Genomic DNA, 17183 nt, shown 5'->3' on the forward strand with positions numbered 1-17183 from the left:
AAGCAAGCATGTATTTCATGCTTGCTTCTTTTCTTTATTTTGTAGAAACTTCGCCTTCAGCTTCTGTTTGCGGAATAAAGTATCCGATTATACCACCAATTATTGCTGGAACGATCCAGCCGATTCCTAAGTTATAAAAAGGAATCGTGTGTACAATATTAGCGATAAAACTTGGTATCATTCCCACATTATCAAGTGCGTGAATACAGCTAATAATAAATGCTGCGATCATTGCTCCGATGTAGACAGAAGGTTTACGTTTCGTATATTTATCTATAAATGATACGAAAATTAAAATAATCGTAATTGGATATAAAATAATTAATACAGGTAAAGTAATTTTGATTAATAAACTTAAACCTAAGTTTGAAATCACGAAGCTAAAGATACAAACGTATAGTACAAGCTTTTTGTAGGAAACATTTGTTAGTACTGTTGCGAAATAGTTTGCAAATGCACTTACAACACCAATTGCCGTCGTTAAACAAGCGAAGATAATGGCGATACTTAATAAAATATTACCGCTTGTCCCAAAGAATTGATACATAACAGTAGCTAATAGTTGACCACCGTTTTCGAATTGCCCTAAGTTCCCGTTTGAAGCTCCGATATAACCGAGTAAGAAATAAACAATTGTTAAGAATAGAGCAGCAATGCTTCCGCAAATGATTGTATATTTTGCGATAGATTTCTTCTCTTGTATACCGTTTTGACGAATTGCATTTACAACAATTGTTGATAGTACGAGAGCGCCAATTGCATCTAACGTTAAAAATCCTTCAAGAAATCCTTTGAAAAACGGGATGTCTTTATAGTCACCGATAGGCTCTGCAAACGTTCCTGGTGAAAGAATCGCTTTTGTTGCCATAATTGCAATAATTACAAGTAAAATTGGCGTTAATATTTTACCGATATGATCTACTAGCTTGGATGGATTTAATGATAAGAAGTAAACGACTGTAAAGAAAATCGCACTAAAAACTAACATAGAATACCATTGATCTGGGAAAAGTGGTGCAATCCCAATTTCATAAGATACAGATCCAGTTCGTGGAATAACAAATAGTGGGCCGATTGAAAGATAAATAATGATAGCGAATACTGCTGCGAATTTTGGATGAACACGGCTCGCTAAAGTGTTAAAACTACCACCAGCAAGGGCAACAGCAACGATAGCAAGTAAAGATAAACCGACGTCTGTAATAATAAACCCTGTAATGGAAACCCACATATTTTCTCCGGAAGAAAGGCCAAGAAGGGGCGGGAAAATCATATTACCAGCACCGAAGAAAACTGCGAATAGTAATAAACTAATCGAAAGTATTTGCGCTGGTTTTAAAGTTGTACGCATATAAAGAAAATCCTCCTAATGAGTGTTTTTGTCGAAAATTCAAATAATTTGTCGAGTAACTGTTATTATTTTAAAGGTCTGATGACTAGAAAGCAATAGGGAATTTTGAAAATATTAAAAAATAATGCATTAAATCGAATAAATATACTATTTATATGTTTAATAGGAAGGATTTAACTTTTAACATAAAAAAACACATATCGCTAGGATACGTGTATTAAAAATATATTTTTCTATCGCGTTCTTCTTTTAAAATTTCAACCGCTTCTCGGAAACGTTGTGAATGGACAATTTCTCGTTCGCGTAAAAAGCGTAAACTGTCATTTATATCGGGATCGTCAGATTGGTTAATAAGCCATTGATATGTGGCACGCGCTTTTTCTTCAGCAGCAATATCTTCGTATAGGTCGGCAATTGGATCACCTTTAGCTTGTATATAGGTTGCAGTAAATGGAACGCCAGCTGCGTTATGGTAATGAAGTGCGCTGTCATGGTCAACGTAATGAGGATCGAGACCAGCTGCCTTCATCTGTTCAGGAGTCGCATCTTTTGTCAGCTTATAAACCATCGTAGCAATCATTTCAAGATGTGCAAATTCTTCTGTACCAATATCGGTAAGGAGGCCAATGACTTTATCTGGAATTGTATAGCGCTGATTTAAGTAACGTAGTGCAGCGGCTAATTCTCCATCTGCACCACCGTATTGCTCAATTAATAATTTTGCAAGTGCTGGATTACAAGTTCCTACTTTAACAGGGTATTGTAATTTTTTTTCATAAATCCACATAGTTTCTCTCCTTTATATTTGCCATGGCCAAGGACCTTTACTCCATTCCCAAGGGGCATTAGAATAGCTATTTCCATACTGTTGAAGCGGTCCATATTTTTCTTCCATTTGTTGTTTTAATACTCTTCGTTTATAGGAAAAGTCATTAAATTGATTAATAGCTGCTGTATCGTCTGGGTGGGTGTCTAAGTAAAGTGTTAGTTCCACTAATACAAAGTCTAATTCTTGGAGATTCTCTAAAAGTCGATAATATTCTTCTGGTAGTGGTTGATTCACGTCAGTAGTCACCGCCCTTTTTTATAAGGATTTTCGTAATAATCATAAAAAACAGGCCATAAAGTTCCTTTTTGTAGTGCTTCTTTCGGTGAGAACTGTGGTAAATTTGGCGGTTGAAAACCTAAATATAAATTAGGAGGGGTAGAGTAATAATTTTTTCCAATAGGAGGACAAGGATCTTGAGGGCTATGATATGGCACATATGATTTCATGTATTTATCCATTAATAAACCTCCTCATATCTTCATCACTACGTATTGTATTCAGACATAATAGGCATTTATGACACATATAAAAAGGTAATAGGTACAGGGGGAATGAATGTGGAGCAATGTATTATATTAGAAGTGAAAAATTTAAAGGAAACTTTGTATTTTTACGAAGGGATTTTAGGAATAAGACCTAGTTTAGAAAGACCTCAATTGGATGTAACAGGGGTTTGGTATGATTCTGATTCAAAGAGAATTAGTTTTGTTATGAATCGCATGTTAGGGGGACGAGAGAAGAGTTTTACGAATTCATGCGCTGGTTTAACATTTTCAATTTCTAACATAGAGAATTTAAAGAAGAGGTTAGTGTTTTATAAAATTGCATATACAGAAAACAAAAGTGAGAAGAGTATTGTAGTACAAGACCCAGATGGATATAAACTTCAAGTGATAGAGAAGGATGAATAAACGGAGGCGATTTAGTGGAGCGGAATTATGAAGAAAGTGCGTTGTTTGAGCATCAATTTTGGCTAAGGGTGCTTACTGATCATTCGCAATTTTTACTTGATGCATTAGCTCCGAAGGAAAAAGAAGATATAAAGAAGGCCACATATTTTCTTGAAACATTTATGAATCTTTTAAATAAAGTTCATAATGTGAATCTCATTGCATTTTCAAAAGAGGCAGAACGGGCCGCAAAGGAAATACGAACGTTTAAATTAAGTATTATACAGAAACAACTCGAGGGAAAAATCACTATTCATTTTACGCCAACTTTCATCAATCATATGGTAAACGAAGTAGAAGAATATATAATGGTGTTAGAATTTTTAAAGAAAGGAGAAGTTCCGCCTGTTTTTCATGAATTACATTATCATCTCGTTTGGTTAACGGATGCGGCTGGTCATGCAGGCTCTATTTCTGGTGGATTAGATCTTGTTGAAAAAAGATTGAAAGAGAAAAGTGAAGAATTTACGAAGCACTTTGAACAATTTTACTTAAAGGCAGTTGAGATGACAGGTTATTTACGGACAGAGCTTCATCATTTTCCTGCATTAAAGAAGTTTACAAAAGATGTTTCACTTGAGTTAAAATTATTTTCGCATTTTCTCCATGAGGTGGAAGAGATGGAGTTATCGAATGAAATATTAAGTGCGTTATCTGCTAGAATGGCGGATCATATGGCAAGAGAAGAATGTTATTACTTATTAAAATTAACACAATCTTCTGGACTTGAGATGCCAAAATGTAATCCGCTTTAAAGAAAAAAGAGGTCAATTTTATTTGGCCTCTTTTTCTGTTGTATTGTCTCTTTTTATTTTTGCTTGTTCAATACTTGCCTGTAATGTCTCCATAATATTGATGATGTTTGGAGCAGGAGAGATGGTTTCGGTTTTTTCCTGTTGTTCAATTTTATTTTCGATTAATTCGGTAAGAGCTTCTTTATATTCATCTGTATATAACTCTTGTTCGAAAGGATTTGTAAGATGGTGGATTAAATTGATTGCTGCTGTGAGTTCTTGTTTTTGAATCGGATAATTTTCATTACTTGGTAAGTTAGGTGTATTTGTTATATCGCGAATTTCATTAGGGTAGTGAATAGTTTGTAATATAAGCCCATCTTCAAAGTTACGGATAATAGCTAAATGTTGTTTTTTTCTAATGGAAATATGGATAAGACCAAGTTTATTCGTACGTTCAAGAGCTTCTTTTAATAATAAATACGATTTTTCATGTCCTGAGGTAGGGCCTATAAAATAAGAACGATCGTAGAGAACAGAATCAATTTCGTTATTTTGGATAAAAGATATAATACGAATAGATCTTGGTTCGTGAGCTTTTTGCAACTCAGCTAATTCTTTTTCATCCATAATAATGTACTTATGAGGTGCGTATTCATAGGCTTTTACAATATCTTTATCATCAATTTCTTCATCCGTACAATCAGGAGCAAATTTTTTATATTTAATAGGTGTTAAGCATTCTTTATGAAGACTTAAAAATTTTATATCGTTTTCTTCTACGGCACTGTATAGTTTGATTCCTATATTTAATAGTCCAAGTGAAAGGGCACCTTTCCATACGGTATGCAAATGAAGCCTCTCCTTTCATTCAAAAATGATTATGTATATTATGAGATAGTAAGAAATTTCCTATACGTTTTTTGTTTTTACGGAATGTTAAGCAGGAGGATGTGGGATATAAAATATATTGACAAGCCCTCCAAAATATTTTAATGTGATTGTATAAAATTGTGTATATAAAGGGGAGTAACTTATTACAGTAAAGTCGTCATTACAGGGAGAAACCCTCGGCTTTATTGGCAACGTTTCGTTGTTAGTGAGACCTTTACCAGCAATGGTAAAGGCCCCTTATTGTCTTTTTTAGGACCCTTACCATGTTTGGTAGGGGCCTTTTTGTATACAAAGAGAGGAGATATAAAAATGAAAAAACTTATTAGTAGATTAAGAGTTGTATTTCATGTTCGCCGATTTGTTCCATTCCTATTTGACTTTTTCACTTCAAAAGAGGTTTCAATAAAGAAGAAAATTTTATCTATTGCGTTTTTAGTTGGTTATGTTGCGATGCCGCTCGATTTAATTCCAGACTTCTTACCGTTTATCGGTATTTTAGATGATATTGGAATTGTATTATTTATTTTGAACCGAATTGTAAAAATGGCGCCAGTTCAATTACAAGAAAAGCATAACGTAAACGTAGGATAGGAGTTGGGGTAGAAAATATGGAGCAAATTATTTTAGATATAATCGAGTTTTTAAAGCAATTTTCTTATTTTGGAGTTGTGTTAGCATTAACGTTTGAATTTATTCCGGCAGAAGTAGTTTTGCCCATGGTTGGGTATTGGGTATACGAGGGTGATATGAATTTTTGGCTTGCTGTACTAGCCGGAACGCTTGGCGGAACGACTGGACCGTTAACGTTATACGCACTCGGCTATTACGGTGGCCGTCCTCTATTAATAAAATACGGGAAATACTTCTTCATTAAAGAAGAACAAATTCAAAAAGCAGATGATTTCTTCGAGAAATATGGACCGGTTGTAGCATTTGTTGGACGCTTTGTACCGGGAGTTAGAACGCTTATTTCTGTTCCATGTGGTATGGCGAAAATGAACATATGGAAATTTAGTATATATACATTTGTAGCAATGTTCCCGTTAACGACTTTGTATGTTTATTTTGGAATGAAATTAGGTCCGCATTGGGAAAAAGCAGCAGATGTTGTTGGGCAATATATGCTACCAATATTAGGAGGCGTTATTCTTATCGTTGCTAGTATCTTTGTCTATAAATATATGAAGAAAAGAAATAAAACGGAATCTATTTAGTCATTTGAATATTTTTTGAAAATAGATGAATAGTACAGGCAAAAGACTCTGAGGGACATACACATATAGGGAATATAAAAGAGAGAGGGGAAACAACTATGTCTTGTGAGTGCTCAGGGTCAGCATTAACTTGTTGTCCAGATAAAAATTATGTGCAAGATAAAGTGTGTAGTCCGTGGTCTGCTACTGTAGTTGCAACAGCAATTGATAATGTTCTCTATACAAATAATATTAACCAAAACGTAATTGGTACTGGTTTTGTTAAATATGATGTTGGACCAGGCCCAATTACTGTAGAGGTACTTGATTCTGCTGGGGGTACAATTGATACACAAACATTAAACCCAGGAACGAGTATTGCTTTTACGTATCGCCGCTTTGATAGTATACAAGTTGTGTTACCTGCAACACCTGCTGGAACGTATCAGGGAGAATTTTGTATTACAACACGTTATCCACTTTCATAGCAGAATAGGAGAGGATCGAAATGGGAATGAGAAGTTCCAGTTTGTCTTGTTGTTCTAATAAAACACTTGTGCAAGACCAAGTATGTACAGACTGGTCTATTACAGGTGCTGGTACTCAAATTGTATATACAAATAATATCACGCAAGAAGTATATGGTTCAGGCTACGTGAAGTATGATGTAGGTGCCAACCCGATTACAGTTGATTTTTTAGTAGGTGCAACAGTAGTTGATACAATTACTGTACAACCACAAAGTAGTGGTACTTTCACTGTCCGATATTTTACTACTGTCCGAATTACTACGACAGGAACGACTGTTAATCAAGGCGAGTTTTGTATTACAGTACGTTATCCAATTTCATAAAAAAGCATACCGTAAATGGTATGCTTTTTTTAGAAAGTAATGAAATTGGTATTCTATAAGCAACATGTAAATTCGCAACAGTACTTGCCTTCTAAATATAGTGAAGGATTACTTGTTATATTAATAATACTGACCGACTGTAAGTCTTTTCCTGTGTACGATATTGTATTGCCAGGAAACACAGTGAAAATATTGGTTACTGTTCCAACGATTTGAATTGTAATTGCTTCGGTGCTGCTAGTACTATTGTAAACCGAGACAGTACCTGATATAAGTAGTATCCCATCACTTTGCCATAGTATCATTGATTGTGATGCATCTTTGGCAGAGGGGATGGTGTTATTAGTTATGAGGAAATTCCCTGCAAATTCATTTGTTACTCGCTCGCAATTTGGATTTGGAGGAGGGGGCGGTGGACAAGGGTCTGGACAAATAATAGATAAAGGAGCGAAACAGCCGATATTTTTTTTATTCTTCAATACAACCCCTCCTTTTAAGTTGTCTTTTATTACTATTAAATGTAAAAGCATGGCCGATGTGTTAAAAAAAGAAGGAAATATTAAAAATTAAGATTGTCTAATAGGCTTAAACCTTAACTTATCATTAGTGTTATAGAAAAGATTATATGTGAATAGTCCTAGGAAAAGAATGATCAGACTCTTTTAGACAAAAGGTGGTTGTATACAATAGTACGAGTAATGTTGGACTTAATTTCTAATTAACTGTATATTTACAAAAATCTAATAAAGTTCATTTGTTATTTAAACGACATTAACATGTATTAGATAAAATAGCCCTTGTAATGAATCAATTATTATGAGGAGGATTCACGTGGACAGAAATGCTTTAAGAAAAGTAAAAGGCCTTATTGGATTATTAATGGTTTTTGTATTAGCGTTCGTATCATTTCCGTGGAGTACATCAGTCAAGGCGGAAGAGAAAAAGCAAGAAAAGGCATCAAGTGAGAAGAAGATAGTTTTTCCAGTTGTAAGTGATGTGCATATTAAAAATAGTGGAACAGATGATACGTTTCGCTGGAAAAGAGCGATCGAACAGTTTAATACATTAGCACCGAAGCAAGATGCATTTGTTATTGTAGGTGATTTCACGGATACAGGATCGGTGCAGCAATATGATCGTTTCATGCAAGTGTACAATGAAAATGCAAATAAAGATGCTGTGCGAATGAATTCTCTTGGTAACCATGATTATTGGAACGGTTTATCTGTAGAAGGTGCGCAGAAGCGTTTCTTAGAAAAAACAGGTATGGAATCAATTTATTATCATAAAGTGGTAAAAGGTTATCACTTCCTTGTTATGTCTCCAGAGAATGGAACAACTCATGGATATTATTCAGACAAGCAAATTAATTGGTTAAAAGAAGAAATGGCGAAAGCGCAAAAAGATGATCCAGAAAAACCGATTTTTGTATTTTTACATCAACACATTAAAGAGACAGTATACGGTAGTCATGAATGGGGAACACAAGATAGCGCAAAAATTAATGCGGTATTAAAAGAATACCCACAAGTTATTACGTTTTCAGGTCATTCACATTATCCATTAGATGATCCGAGATCGATACATCAAAAAGACTTTACATCAGTTGGTACATCTTCAGTAAGTTATATGGAAGTTGAAGGTGGTAAAGTACAAGGGAATATCCCGCCAGGAGCTAGTACGTTAAGCCAAGGTTTATTAGTAGAAGTAGATGATGAAGAAGTAACGATTAATCGCCGTGATTTCCATACAAATTCTTGGACAGGCGAGCCTTGGAAAATTAAATTACCAGCAAAGAAAGAAACATTTACACATGTGGAAGATCGTGATAAAGAAAAGCCTTACTTTGCTAAGGATGCAAAGCTTGCTGTATCAAATGTAACAGAAAATGCGGCAACAGTAACATTCCCGCAAGCATTGGACAACCTCCTTGTTCACTCTTACCGTGTACAAGCTAGAGATAAGCAAACGGGTGAAATAAAAAATAAATTGTTAGCATTCTCAGAGTTTTATCGTGATCCAGTGCCGAAAGACCTTACGTTTACGCTTGCAGGGTTAGATGGCGGGAAAACATATACACTTGAAGTAGTTGCGATTGATTCATTTGGCAATGAAACCGCGCAGCCGTTAACTGCGGAAATTAATACGAAAAAAGATAATATTGACCCGAATGTGAAAGTACCAAAAGCTGATGTTTTCGATGTAAACTTTGCAGATGGTACATTTAAAGACAATTCACCATTTGGTACAAAAGGTGATGTGAAGGGCAATGTGACTATTGAATATGATAAAGCATTGAAAAAGAATGTTATGAAGTTAAACGGACAATCTAATACATTTGGATACCTTCCATTTTCAGCAGCACAAAAAGAGAAAGTAGCAAATACATTTACGCTAGAAACGGTATTTTCAATGAATCAAATCCGTGGCCAAGGTATTTTGCAAAATACAGAGAGCGGCGGAATTGGATTTGAGTCTACAGGAAGTGGATATGTTGAATTATGGGCTCACATTGGCGGCAGCTATAAACGTGTTGGAGTTCAATTAGAAGCGAACAAAACGTATCACTTAACAGGAACGTATAACGGAAGTGAAGTGGCAATTTACGTAGATGGTAAAAAAGTAAATAGCCAGCCAGCTACTGGGAAAGTGTATCATCCAAACGTACCATTTGCATTTGGAGCGGATCCTGATAGTAACGGAAATGGTGGTATTCCGTTAAATGGACAAATCGCGCTTGCGAAATTATATAGTAAAGCGTTAAGTTCTTCAGAGGTATTAGCAGCGTACAATGAGTTTTCTAACCGTACGAAGTTAGAGCAAGTAACTGCTTTATTTGAAGAGCTTGGAAAAGTAAAAGAAGTGTTAGCTGGTACGTATGAGTTTGGTGATAAGCCAGGTCAATATTCAAAGGAAGCATTTCAAGAATTAGAGAAAAGCTATAATAATGCAAAACAAGTGTTTGAAAATGTAGGGAGTACGGGAGAGCAAATCGTTCAAACATATAAAGAATTAAAAACAGCTAATGTAACATTTGTACAATCTAAAGTAGTAGAACAACCGAAAACACCGAAAGAAAAATTACAAATCAATATTGAATCTGCAAAAGTAGTAGTGAAAAAAGCGCAAGATGCAAATGTAACGGACGGTTCAGTGAAAGCATTGATTCAAAAAATTACAGTGGCCGAAGCTGTAGTGAAAGATGTAAAAGTAAAAGATGCACAGGTAGAAACGATGAATCGTACATTAGAGTATACAATTTCACTTGTTGAAAAAAGCATAAACAAATAAGAGAGAAGAAAAGAAGCTTATCATGATAGGCTTCTTTTTTGTTATACTAAAAGTAGTATAGAATGAAGGAGCGAATAATTTGGAACAGAAAAAGCTAAAAAGAATTCTTGAATATGTATGGATTGCGGTTGTGCTCCTTGTAGGATATTATTTCTTAAAAGAGAAAAGTATTTGGGTTTTATTTTTAATGACTTTCTTATTAGCAGGACTAGGAACGTTATTTATTAACTTTTTCTTTGATAGTTTAAATGCATGGAAGAATAAAAAGAAGGGAACGAAGTAAAGGAGGGAATATATGCAAAAGTGGAAGCTCATATATCAGGTGATTATTTTCCTATTGCTTGTAGGTATTGGAATTGTTAAATACGCAACGCCAATAGGAAATTGGGCATGGTTTACAGCTTGCATCGGCATATTTTTCATTTTACAATCGTTAACGAAAAAATATAATAGTACAGAAAAATAGCTCGCCGCTAAAACGGCGAGCTATTTTGTTATGCTTTTTTCTTTTCATCATTCGTTTTTTCGGTAGCTAAGTGACTATGCTTTCTAGAGTAGAAGAAATAGAAGCATAAGCCGACTATAAGCCAAACTGCAAAGCTAATCCATGTTGTTTTAGACAAATTGATCATTAAATATAAGCAGCAAAGAATCGCGACAACTGGTAATACAGGTACGAAAGGTGTACGGAATCCACGTTTTAAATCAGGGTGTGTTTTTCGTAAAATAAGTACAGCGCAGCAAACGAATGTAAAGGCTGTTAACGTACCGATGTTTACTAAATTTGCTAGCAAATGTAAATCTAAAAGCCCTGCTAATAAAGCGGCAACAACGCCAGTAATCCACGTATTTAATAAAGGGATTTTTACTCTTTTATTTACACGTGCTAACGCTTTTGGAAGGAGACCGTCACGGCTCATTGCATACGAAACGCGAACTTGTCCATACATAACGACTAAGAGAACGGTTGTCATTCCAGTCATCGCTCCGACAGCGAGTAGTCCTGCAATTGTATCCTCACCAACGAAATGCAATGCAAATGCAACTGGATCAGAGACGTCTAATTGCGTATAAGGAACCATACCTGTTAAAACGAAAGATACAATCATATATAAAACAGTACAAATAAGAAGAGAACCGATAATACCAATTGGTAAGTCACGCTGCGGTTTTTTCGTTTCTTCTGCAGCGGTTGCGATTGCATCAAAACCTAAAAAGGCGAAGAACACAGTGGCAGCCCCAGTAATAATACCGTCGTATCCGAATGGGATGAACGGTGTCCAATTTTCAGGTTTTACATATTTTGCACCTGCTACGATAAAGGCAATGATAACAGCTAGTTTAATAAGAACCATAATATTATTAATGCGTGCACTTTCACGTATACCAAAACTTAAAAGGCCAGTAATAAGAAGTAAAATGCAGACAGCTGGTAAATCGATGAGACCACCTTTTCCTACGCCGGGGGCCGAGGCGATTATGGCGGGCAGATGTATATTGAATCCTTGTAGTAATGATTGCAAATAACCAGACCAACCGACAGCTACTGCCGCGACTGCAAGTAAATATTCGAGCATTAAACACCATCCGACGATGAAGGCGACGACTTCTCCGACTGTCATATATGCGTAAGTATACACACTTCCTGAGACAGGAATAGAAGAAGCAAATTCAGCATAACAAAAGGCTACACAAGCACAAGTAAATGCAGCAATAAGAAATGATAGCATAATACCAGGACCAGAATGTTTTGCTGCAACAATACCTGTTAATACAAAGATCCCTGTCCCAATTACGGCGCCGATCCCTAAAAACGTTAAATCGAGTGCAGTTAATGTTCTATCTAGCTGCTTTGGTGATTCAGTACTAAGCGCTTTTTTTCGTAATAATGACTTCACTTTGGACTCTCCCCCGTTTTTTCATTTCCATAACTGCGACTATAGTATGAGTCCATTAAAAAAGAGTAAGTAAGGAAGTGGAGGTGCAGTTATGGTATGTAGTTTTTTAAAATTGCTGGATTAATCTTAATATAATTCAGAATATTTTGTCAAATAAAAATATGACAAATAAAATGCGGATCAATAGGGGAAACTACTTGCAGAAATGGACGGGGGTTAACGACCCACTGATTAAAGTTAAAGTAGGAGCAGATGCTATGTTATTTTATTTTGAACTTGTCGTCATTTTACTTTGTACGAAATTAGCTGGTGACATTAGTGTGAGACTTGGTCAGCCTTCTGTACTTGGTAAGTTAATTGTCGGTATTATTATCGGTCCAGCTGTACTCGGTATTATTAATAGTTCTGAACTAATTGATGAATTGAGTGAGATTGGTGTTTTGTTACTTATGTTTATGGCGGGACTTGAAACAGATTTAGAAGAGTTAAATCGGAATTTGAAATCGTCATTTGCAGTAGCGGCTGGTGGAATTATTTTTCCTTTCATCGGTGGTTATGTAACAGGATTGCTGTTTGGATTAATGCAGTCCCATGCCATTTTTTTAGGATTATTACTTTGCGCAACATCGGTTAGTATTACGGTGCAGACGCTACGTGATTTAGGGAAAATGAATACGAGAGAAAGTACAACAATTTTAGGTGCTGCCGTATTTGATGATGTCATTGTCGTTATTTTATTGGCATTTGTAATGAGTTTTTTAGGAACACAAGATGTAAATATAACACTTGTCATTGCAAAGAAAATTATTTTCTTTGTAAGTATTGTTTTTATTGCTTGGAAAGTCGTTCCTTGGATTATGAAGATGCTTGTCCCGCTTCGTGTAACAGAAGCGTTAATTAGCGCGGCTCTTATTATTTGCTTTTCTTTTTCTTATTACAGTGAAATGATGGGAATTGCAGGCATTATTGGAGCATTTGCAGCAGGAATTGCTATTTCTCAAACAGAGTATAAGCATGAAGTGGAACATAAAATTGAACCGATTGCTTATGCAATATTTGTTCCTGTATTCTTCGTAAGTATCGGAATGGAAATTACATTTCAAGGTATTGGAAGCCAGCTTTGGTTCATTATTATTATGACCCTCATTGCAATTTTCACAAAGTTAATTGGATCAGGTTTAGGAGCGAGATTGACAGGTTTTAATCTCCAATCTTCTATTAGTATTGGCGCGGGGATGGTATCACGTGGTGAAGTAGCACTTATCATCGCAGCAAATGGACTTACGGCGAATTTATTAGCGAAAGAAAATTTCACAGCGATTGTTATTGTTGTTATATTGACGACGATTATTACACCGCCACTTTTGAAGAAATATTTTGTATAGAGAGGAAGGGCTTATCTGATGTAGGTAAGCTCTTTTTTTATTCCCAAAAGCAATGATCATATAGCATGAAGGGTTTGTAATTATGGTAAAATCTATGTATGTGATATGACAAGGAGAGGGAAGTGTGAAGATTACGAAGGAGAAGGTTATCGGTGTAATCGTACTTATTGCAGTATGTATACCATTTACTGCATGGAAAGAATCAAAAGTGAAAGATTTTCCGGTTTCTATTTTTTCGGAAGAAGCAGATGGTGAGTACGGTCAGAAGCTGAAATATACTGCTTTTTTACCTGATGTTGCGATTTGGATGAACGGTTGGAAAGAGAAGTGGACAGAAGGAGAAAGAACTGTTTATCAAAAAGGGAATCGCATTGTAAATGTGTTTCATCCTCCTGGCGATGATGGTTTTTACCTTCTTGAAGCAAGAGAAAATAAGTGAACGCAGCCGTAAGAAGTGGAGGTTAAATAGTGAAAGCTTCAACATTACTATTTAAAATTGAAAGTAATATGGATCAATTTTCACCAGCTGAGAAGAAGGTTGCCATGTACATAATGGAGAATGCAGAGATTGTACCGAATTTAACGACGAAAGAAGTGTCAACGAATGCAGGCGCAAGTGAGGCGAGTGTCGTTCGTTTTTGTAAGTCGATTGGGATTGGGAGCTTTAAAGCATTTAAGATAGCACTCGTTCGTGAATTAACGATTGCTGATTATAATATTAACGATTTTTCAGTGATGAATACGGAAGATGGACCGTACGATTTATTTAATAAAGTTACTTATGTGAATAAAGCTGCAATTGAGGCGAGCGTTACTGCGATAGATAAGAAGGAACTTGAGAAAGCTGCAGATCGTATTGTCAATGCGGGCAAAATTATATTTTACGGTGTAGGTGGATCAGCTACGCCAGCGATGGATGGGGCGTATAAATTTACACGGCTCGGATTTACAGCGATGATGCTATCTGATTTTCATATGATGTTGCCGCTCGTGACGAATTTAAAAGAAGGCGATATATTTGTTGCGATTTCAACATCTGGTCGAACGAGAGATGTGCTTGAAATGGCGCAGTATGCAAAGAGACAAGGTGCAACTGTTATTGGAATTACGAAACTAGATCAATCATCACCCCTATATAAAGAAGCGGACATTCGCCTTTGTATGCCAGATGTAGAACAAGATCATCGTATTGCAAGTATTGCGTCGAGAATGACGCAACTGAATATGATTGATGCTTTATATGTTATTACTTTCAATCGAATTGGTAATAAAGTATTGGATCAATTTATGGAGACGCGAGAAGAAGCGTTGCGGTTACGGAAGTTAAAGTAGAAGAAAAGATGAGGAGACTCATCTTTTTTATTATCTTTGACACAAATATGTCATGTTGTGAAATTTTATTTCATAAAATAAGAAAGAGTTATTGATTTTTAGTTTCTTAAAGTTATAATAAAAGTGTGAAATATAATTTCAAAGAGGGTGGAAATATGTTAGAAAATTTATCGACAGAACATCGTAATGAGAAAACAATGAATCTGGATGAAATGAGCATAAAAGAAGTGTTGCAAAGTATGAATGAAGAAGATCGAACTGTTGCGTTAGCAGTTGAAAAAGAGATAGAACAAATTGAAAAGGTTGTACAGACTGTTATTAAATCTTTTGAAGAAGAGGGACGCTTAATTTACATTGGTGCTGGTACGAGTGGTCGTTTAGGTATTCTAGATGCAGTGGAATGTCCGCCGACATTTGGCACGGATGATAAAATGGTGCAAGGATTTATAGCAGGTGGATTGAAAGCGTTTACTAAGGCGGTGGAAGGTGCCGAAGATCGCGAAGAGTTAGCAGAAGAAGATTTAAAAAGTATTGGATTAAATGAGAAAGATACAGTGATTGGAATTGCTGCCAGTGGCAGAACTCCTTACGTAATTGGCGGCTTGAAATACGCACAGAGCGTAGGAGCGAGTACAGCGAGTATTTCTTGTAATAAAAATGCTGAAATAAGTAAATATGCAAAGTTAAATGTGGAAGTAGAGACAGGTGCAGAAATATTAACAGGATCTACGCGTTTAAAAGCTGGTACAGCACAAAAATTAGTGCTGAATATGATTTCAACAGCTTCGATGATTGGTGTAGGAAAAGTATATAAAAACTTAATGGTAGATGTTCAATCCACAAATGAAAAGTTAGTAGAACGGTCAAAACGAATTATTGTGGAAGCAACAGGCGCTAGTTATGAAGTAGCGGCAGAGTATTATGAAAAGGCAGAACGTAACGTAAAAGCTGCCATTGTTATGGTGTTGTTGCAGTGTGAGTATGGGGAAGCACTGGAGAAACTAAAATACGCAAAAGGGTTTGTGAAGAAAGCACTATAAAGTAATAGGGAGGGGGATTCTATTATGAAGAAAGAAGAGAGAATGGCCAAGGAAATTTCGGAGCAACTTGGGGGAATAAAAAATATTCGTAGTATTGCTCATTGTATGACGAGACTACGTTTAACGCTTCATGATGAAAGTAAAGTAAATATGGACCTTTTGAAAAAAGTTGAAGGCGTTATGGGTGTTATAGAAGATGAGACGCTTCAAGTTGTCGTTGGTCCAGGAACAGTAAATAAAGTAGCAGCTGAAATGGAAGGTTTGACAGGACTACGAATTGGTGAGGTAGCAGATCATCACCTTGAAGATATTGGGCAAGAGATGAAATCAGAGATTAAGAAGAAAAATAATACACCGGTGAAAAACTTTTTACGAAAAATAGGAAGTATTTTCATCCCATTAATTCCGGGGCTTGTTGCGTCAGGAATTATAAACGGGGTTGCTAACTTTGCGAAAAATGCTGGTGCTGATCCAAATGCAACGTGGTTACAAATGTTACTACTCATTGGCGGCGGTATCTTTACATTCTTAGGAATTTTAGTCGGCTGGAATACAGCGAAAGAATTTGGCGGGACACCAGTTCTTGGGGCAATTGCTGGTATTTTAATTTTCAACCCGGCGATGGCAAACGTAAAATTGTTTGGTGAAGCATTAGTGCCCGGACGGGGCGGATTGTTTGCAGTTATTTTTGCAGCATGGCTTATGGTTGTAGTGGAAAGACAAGTTCGAAAAGCAGTGCCAAATGCAGTTGATATTATCGTGACACCACTCATTACTGTATTAGTTGTAAGTATCGTAACGATGTTAGCCATTCAGCCATTAGCAGGTTTCTTATCAGATGGTATTACGAGCGGAATTAATGCTATTTTAAATATTGGCGGAGCATTTGCTGGCGCAGTACTTGCGGGAACATTTTTACCTCTCGTTATGGTCGGATTGCATCACGGTTTAACACCAATTCATATGGAATTTATTAATCAAACACACGTAACACCTTTATTACCAGTGCTCGCAATGGCTGGTGCTGGCCAAGTGGGCGCAGCAATTGCGATTTATGTGAAAACAAAAAACAAACGACTTCGAAATGTAATTAAAGGTGGATTGCCAGTTGGCTTTTTAGGAATTGGTGAGCCGTTATTATACGGGGTGACATTACCACTTGGGAAACCGTTTATTACTGCTTGTTTAGGAGCGGCTGTCGGTGGTGCATTCCAAGCAGTTATGCAAACAGCTTCTCTTGGAATTGGCGTATCAGGGCTATCTTTAATTCCGTTAATTGCTGACAATAAATATTTACTCTATTTCTTAGGTTTAGTAATTGCATATGCTTTCGGATTTATCTTTACGTACTTCTTCGGATTTAAAGAAGAAATGGCAGAAAACATATAGAGAAAGGGATTCCTTTCTCTTTTTCTATTAATAGAAAGGGAGAT

Annotated in this window: 22 protein-coding genes; 15 read left to right on the plus strand and 7 right to left on the minus strand. The window is 36.1% G+C overall.

The genetic code is table 11. From position 1 onward, the window contains the following. Window positions 1-34 precede the first annotated feature (34 nt). The 4 genes from brnQ2 to MRP26_RS08800 all read right to left on the minus strand — a co-directional run bounded on the left by brnQ2 (window position 35) and on the right by MRP26_RS08800 (window position 2638). Complete coding sequence (brnQ2, locus tag MRP26_RS08785; protein ID WP_097919940.1) at window positions 35-1351, minus strand: branched-chain amino acid transport system II carrier protein BrnQ2; 1317 nt, start codon at window positions 1349-1351, stop codon at window positions 35-37. 217 nt (window positions 1352-1568) lie between these two features. Continuing rightward, window positions 1569-2138 carry a spore coat protein CotJC gene (gene cotJC / locus MRP26_RS08790; RefSeq protein WP_000265278.1) on the minus strand — a complete coding sequence of 190 codons (570 nt, stop codon included), beginning with the start codon at window positions 2136-2138 and terminating at the stop codon, window positions 1569-1571. A 12-nt stretch (window positions 2139-2150) separates the two neighbouring features. Beyond that, a complete protein-coding gene (cotJB, locus tag MRP26_RS08795) occupies window positions 2151-2414 on the minus strand; it encodes a spore coat protein CotJB (RefSeq protein ID WP_001075543.1) in 264 nt (87 codons plus the stop codon). Between the two features lie 8 nt (window positions 2415-2422). After that, window positions 2423-2638, minus strand: a complete 216-nt coding sequence (locus tag MRP26_RS08800) for a spore coat associated protein CotJA (protein ID WP_242806110.1) — start codon at window positions 2636-2638, stop codon at window positions 2423-2425. Between the two features lie 33 nt (window positions 2639-2671). On the opposite strand from MRP26_RS08800, the gene MRP26_RS08805 reads away from it, so the two are divergent. Together MRP26_RS08805 and MRP26_RS08810 are read left to right on the plus strand one after the other, a co-directional pair. Further along, complete coding sequence (locus MRP26_RS08805) at window positions 2672-3091, plus strand: VOC family protein (protein ID WP_140155568.1); 420 nt, start codon at window positions 2672-2674, stop codon at window positions 3089-3091. 14 nt (window positions 3092-3105) lie between these two features. Next, complete coding sequence (locus MRP26_RS08810) at window positions 3106-3885, plus strand: DUF2935 domain-containing protein (protein ID WP_197241336.1); 780 nt, start codon at window positions 3106-3108, stop codon at window positions 3883-3885. 18 nt (window positions 3886-3903) lie between these two features. Here MRP26_RS08810 and ku read toward each other — a convergent pair whose 3' ends face one another. Continuing rightward, window positions 3904-4716: a non-homologous end joining protein Ku gene (gene ku, locus MRP26_RS08815; RefSeq protein ID WP_197241335.1), complete on the minus strand. Its 813-nt coding sequence runs from the start codon at window positions 4714-4716 to the stop codon at window positions 3904-3906. Window positions 4717-5067: 351 nt separating this feature from the next. Between ku and MRP26_RS08820 the strand changes: the two genes are divergently transcribed. The 4 genes from MRP26_RS08820 to MRP26_RS08835 all read left to right on the plus strand — a co-directional run bounded on the left by MRP26_RS08820 (window position 5068) and on the right by MRP26_RS08835 (window position 6804). Further along, window positions 5068-5349, plus strand: coding sequence for a YkvA family protein (locus MRP26_RS08820; RefSeq protein WP_000733844.1), 282 nt, complete (start codon window positions 5068-5070; stop codon window positions 5347-5349). A gap of 17 nt (window positions 5350-5366) precedes the next feature. Beyond that, on the plus strand, window positions 5367-5972 hold the full coding sequence (locus MRP26_RS08825) for a DedA family protein (RefSeq protein WP_000435017.1): 606 nt from the start codon (window positions 5367-5369) through the stop codon (window positions 5970-5972). Window positions 5973-6070: 98 nt separating this feature from the next. Continuing rightward, a complete protein-coding gene (locus MRP26_RS08830) occupies window positions 6071-6439 on the plus strand; it encodes a DUF3992 domain-containing protein (RefSeq protein WP_001277537.1) in 369 nt (122 codons plus the stop codon). A gap of 20 nt (window positions 6440-6459) precedes the next feature. Next, window positions 6460-6804 carry a DUF3992 domain-containing protein gene (locus MRP26_RS08835; protein WP_000525819.1) on the plus strand — a complete coding sequence of 115 codons (345 nt, stop codon included), beginning with the start codon at window positions 6460-6462 and terminating at the stop codon, window positions 6802-6804. Window positions 6805-6857: 53 nt separating this feature from the next. Here MRP26_RS08835 and MRP26_RS08840 read toward each other — a convergent pair whose 3' ends face one another. Then, window positions 6858-7241, minus strand: coding sequence for an S-Ena type endospore appendage (locus tag MRP26_RS08840; protein WP_224981213.1), 384 nt, complete (start codon window positions 7239-7241; stop codon window positions 6858-6860). Here MRP26_RS08840 and MRP26_RS30885 point away from each other — a divergent pair. The 4 genes from MRP26_RS30885 to MRP26_RS08860 all read left to right on the plus strand — a co-directional run bounded on the left by MRP26_RS30885 (window position 7126) and on the right by MRP26_RS08860 (window position 10561). Then, on the plus strand, window positions 7126-7374 hold the full coding sequence (locus MRP26_RS30885) for a hypothetical protein (protein ID WP_249275568.1): 249 nt from the start codon (window positions 7126-7128) through the stop codon (window positions 7372-7374). The two genes, MRP26_RS08840 and MRP26_RS30885, sit on opposite strands and share 116 nt — an antisense overlap. Before the next feature lie 261 nt (window positions 7375-7635). Next, window positions 7636-10095, plus strand: a complete 2460-nt coding sequence (locus tag MRP26_RS08850; RefSeq protein ID WP_197241332.1) for a LamG-like jellyroll fold domain-containing protein — start codon at window positions 7636-7638, stop codon at window positions 10093-10095. A gap of 79 nt (window positions 10096-10174) precedes the next feature. After that, a complete protein-coding gene (locus tag MRP26_RS08855; RefSeq protein WP_000435797.1) occupies window positions 10175-10378 on the plus strand; it encodes a hypothetical protein in 204 nt (67 codons plus the stop codon). A gap of 12 nt (window positions 10379-10390) precedes the next feature. Further along, on the plus strand, window positions 10391-10561 hold the full coding sequence (locus MRP26_RS08860) for a hypothetical protein (RefSeq protein ID WP_001174838.1): 171 nt from the start codon (window positions 10391-10393) through the stop codon (window positions 10559-10561). Between the two features lie 28 nt (window positions 10562-10589). Here the strand turns inward: MRP26_RS08860 and bcaP are convergent, their stop codons facing one another. Continuing rightward, the gene (gene bcaP / locus MRP26_RS08865; RefSeq protein ID WP_000838715.1) at window positions 10590-11993 is read right to left on the minus strand and encodes a branched-chain amino acid transporter BcaP; all 1404 of its coding nucleotides are present in this window, start codon (window positions 11991-11993) and stop codon (window positions 10590-10592) included. Window positions 11994-12154: 161 nt separating this feature from the next. Here bcaP and MRP26_RS08870 point away from each other — a divergent pair, with 161 nt between their 5' ends. From MRP26_RS08870 to MRP26_RS08890, 5 genes are all read left to right on the plus strand, one after another. Then, window positions 12155-13378: a cation:proton antiporter gene (locus tag MRP26_RS08870; RefSeq protein ID WP_050427771.1), complete on the plus strand. Its 1224-nt coding sequence runs from the start codon at window positions 12155-12157 to the stop codon at window positions 13376-13378. A 124-nt stretch (window positions 13379-13502) separates the two neighbouring features. After that, entirely contained in the window at window positions 13503-13817 is a 315-nt protein-coding gene (locus MRP26_RS08875; protein WP_000704960.1) for a hypothetical protein, read from the plus strand. Between the two features lie 29 nt (window positions 13818-13846). Then, window positions 13847-14710, plus strand: a complete 864-nt coding sequence (locus MRP26_RS08880; protein ID WP_000648168.1) for a MurR/RpiR family transcriptional regulator — start codon at window positions 13847-13849, stop codon at window positions 14708-14710. 155 nt (window positions 14711-14865) lie between these two features. Then, complete coding sequence (murQ, locus tag MRP26_RS08885; RefSeq protein WP_000892345.1) at window positions 14866-15750, plus strand: N-acetylmuramic acid 6-phosphate etherase; 885 nt, start codon at window positions 14866-14868, stop codon at window positions 15748-15750. A 24-nt stretch (window positions 15751-15774) separates the two neighbouring features. Continuing rightward, window positions 15775-17139, plus strand: a complete 1365-nt coding sequence (locus MRP26_RS08890) for a PTS transporter subunit EIIC (RefSeq protein ID WP_000711293.1) — start codon at window positions 15775-15777, stop codon at window positions 17137-17139. The last annotated feature ends 44 nt before the right edge of the window (window positions 17140-17183 follow it).

The organism is Bacillus sp. CCB-MMP212 (assembly GCF_022748145.1).
In the GTDB taxonomy this organism is placed as follows: Bacteria; Bacillota; Bacilli; order Bacillales; family Bacillaceae_G; genus Bacillus_A; species Bacillus_A cereus.

Coding starts and splice junctions, on each gene's coding strand:
- MRP26_RS08800 (WP_242806110.1), bottom strand. CDS start 2,638: ATGGATAAATACATGAAATCATATGTGCCATATCATAGCCCTCAAGAT.
- MRP26_RS08890 (WP_000711293.1), top strand. CDS start 15,775: ATGAAGAAAGAAGAGAGAATGGCCAAGGAAATTTCGGAGCAACTTGGG.
- MRP26_RS08860 (WP_001174838.1), top strand. CDS start 10,391: ATGCAAAAGTGGAAGCTCATATATCAGGTGATTATTTTCCTATTGCTT.
- cotJC (WP_000265278.1), bottom strand. CDS start 2,138: ATGTGGATTTATGAAAAAAAATTACAATACCCTGTTAAAGTAGGAACT.
- MRP26_RS08830 (WP_001277537.1), top strand. CDS start 6,071: ATGTCTTGTGAGTGCTCAGGGTCAGCATTAACTTGTTGTCCAGATAAA.
- MRP26_RS08825 (WP_000435017.1), top strand. CDS start 5,367: ATGGAGCAAATTATTTTAGATATAATCGAGTTTTTAAAGCAATTTTCT.
- MRP26_RS08835 (WP_000525819.1), top strand. CDS start 6,460: ATGGGAATGAGAAGTTCCAGTTTGTCTTGTTGTTCTAATAAAACACTT.
- MRP26_RS08870 (WP_050427771.1), top strand. CDS start 12,155: ATGACAAATAAAATGCGGATCAATAGGGGAAACTACTTGCAGAAATGG.
- MRP26_RS08820 (WP_000733844.1), top strand. CDS start 5,068: ATGAAAAAACTTATTAGTAGATTAAGAGTTGTATTTCATGTTCGCCGA.
- murQ (WP_000892345.1), top strand. CDS start 14,866: ATGTTAGAAAATTTATCGACAGAACATCGTAATGAGAAAACAATGAAT.
- brnQ2 (WP_097919940.1), bottom strand. CDS start 1,351: ATGCGTACAACTTTAAAACCAGCGCAAATACTTTCGATTAGTTTATTA.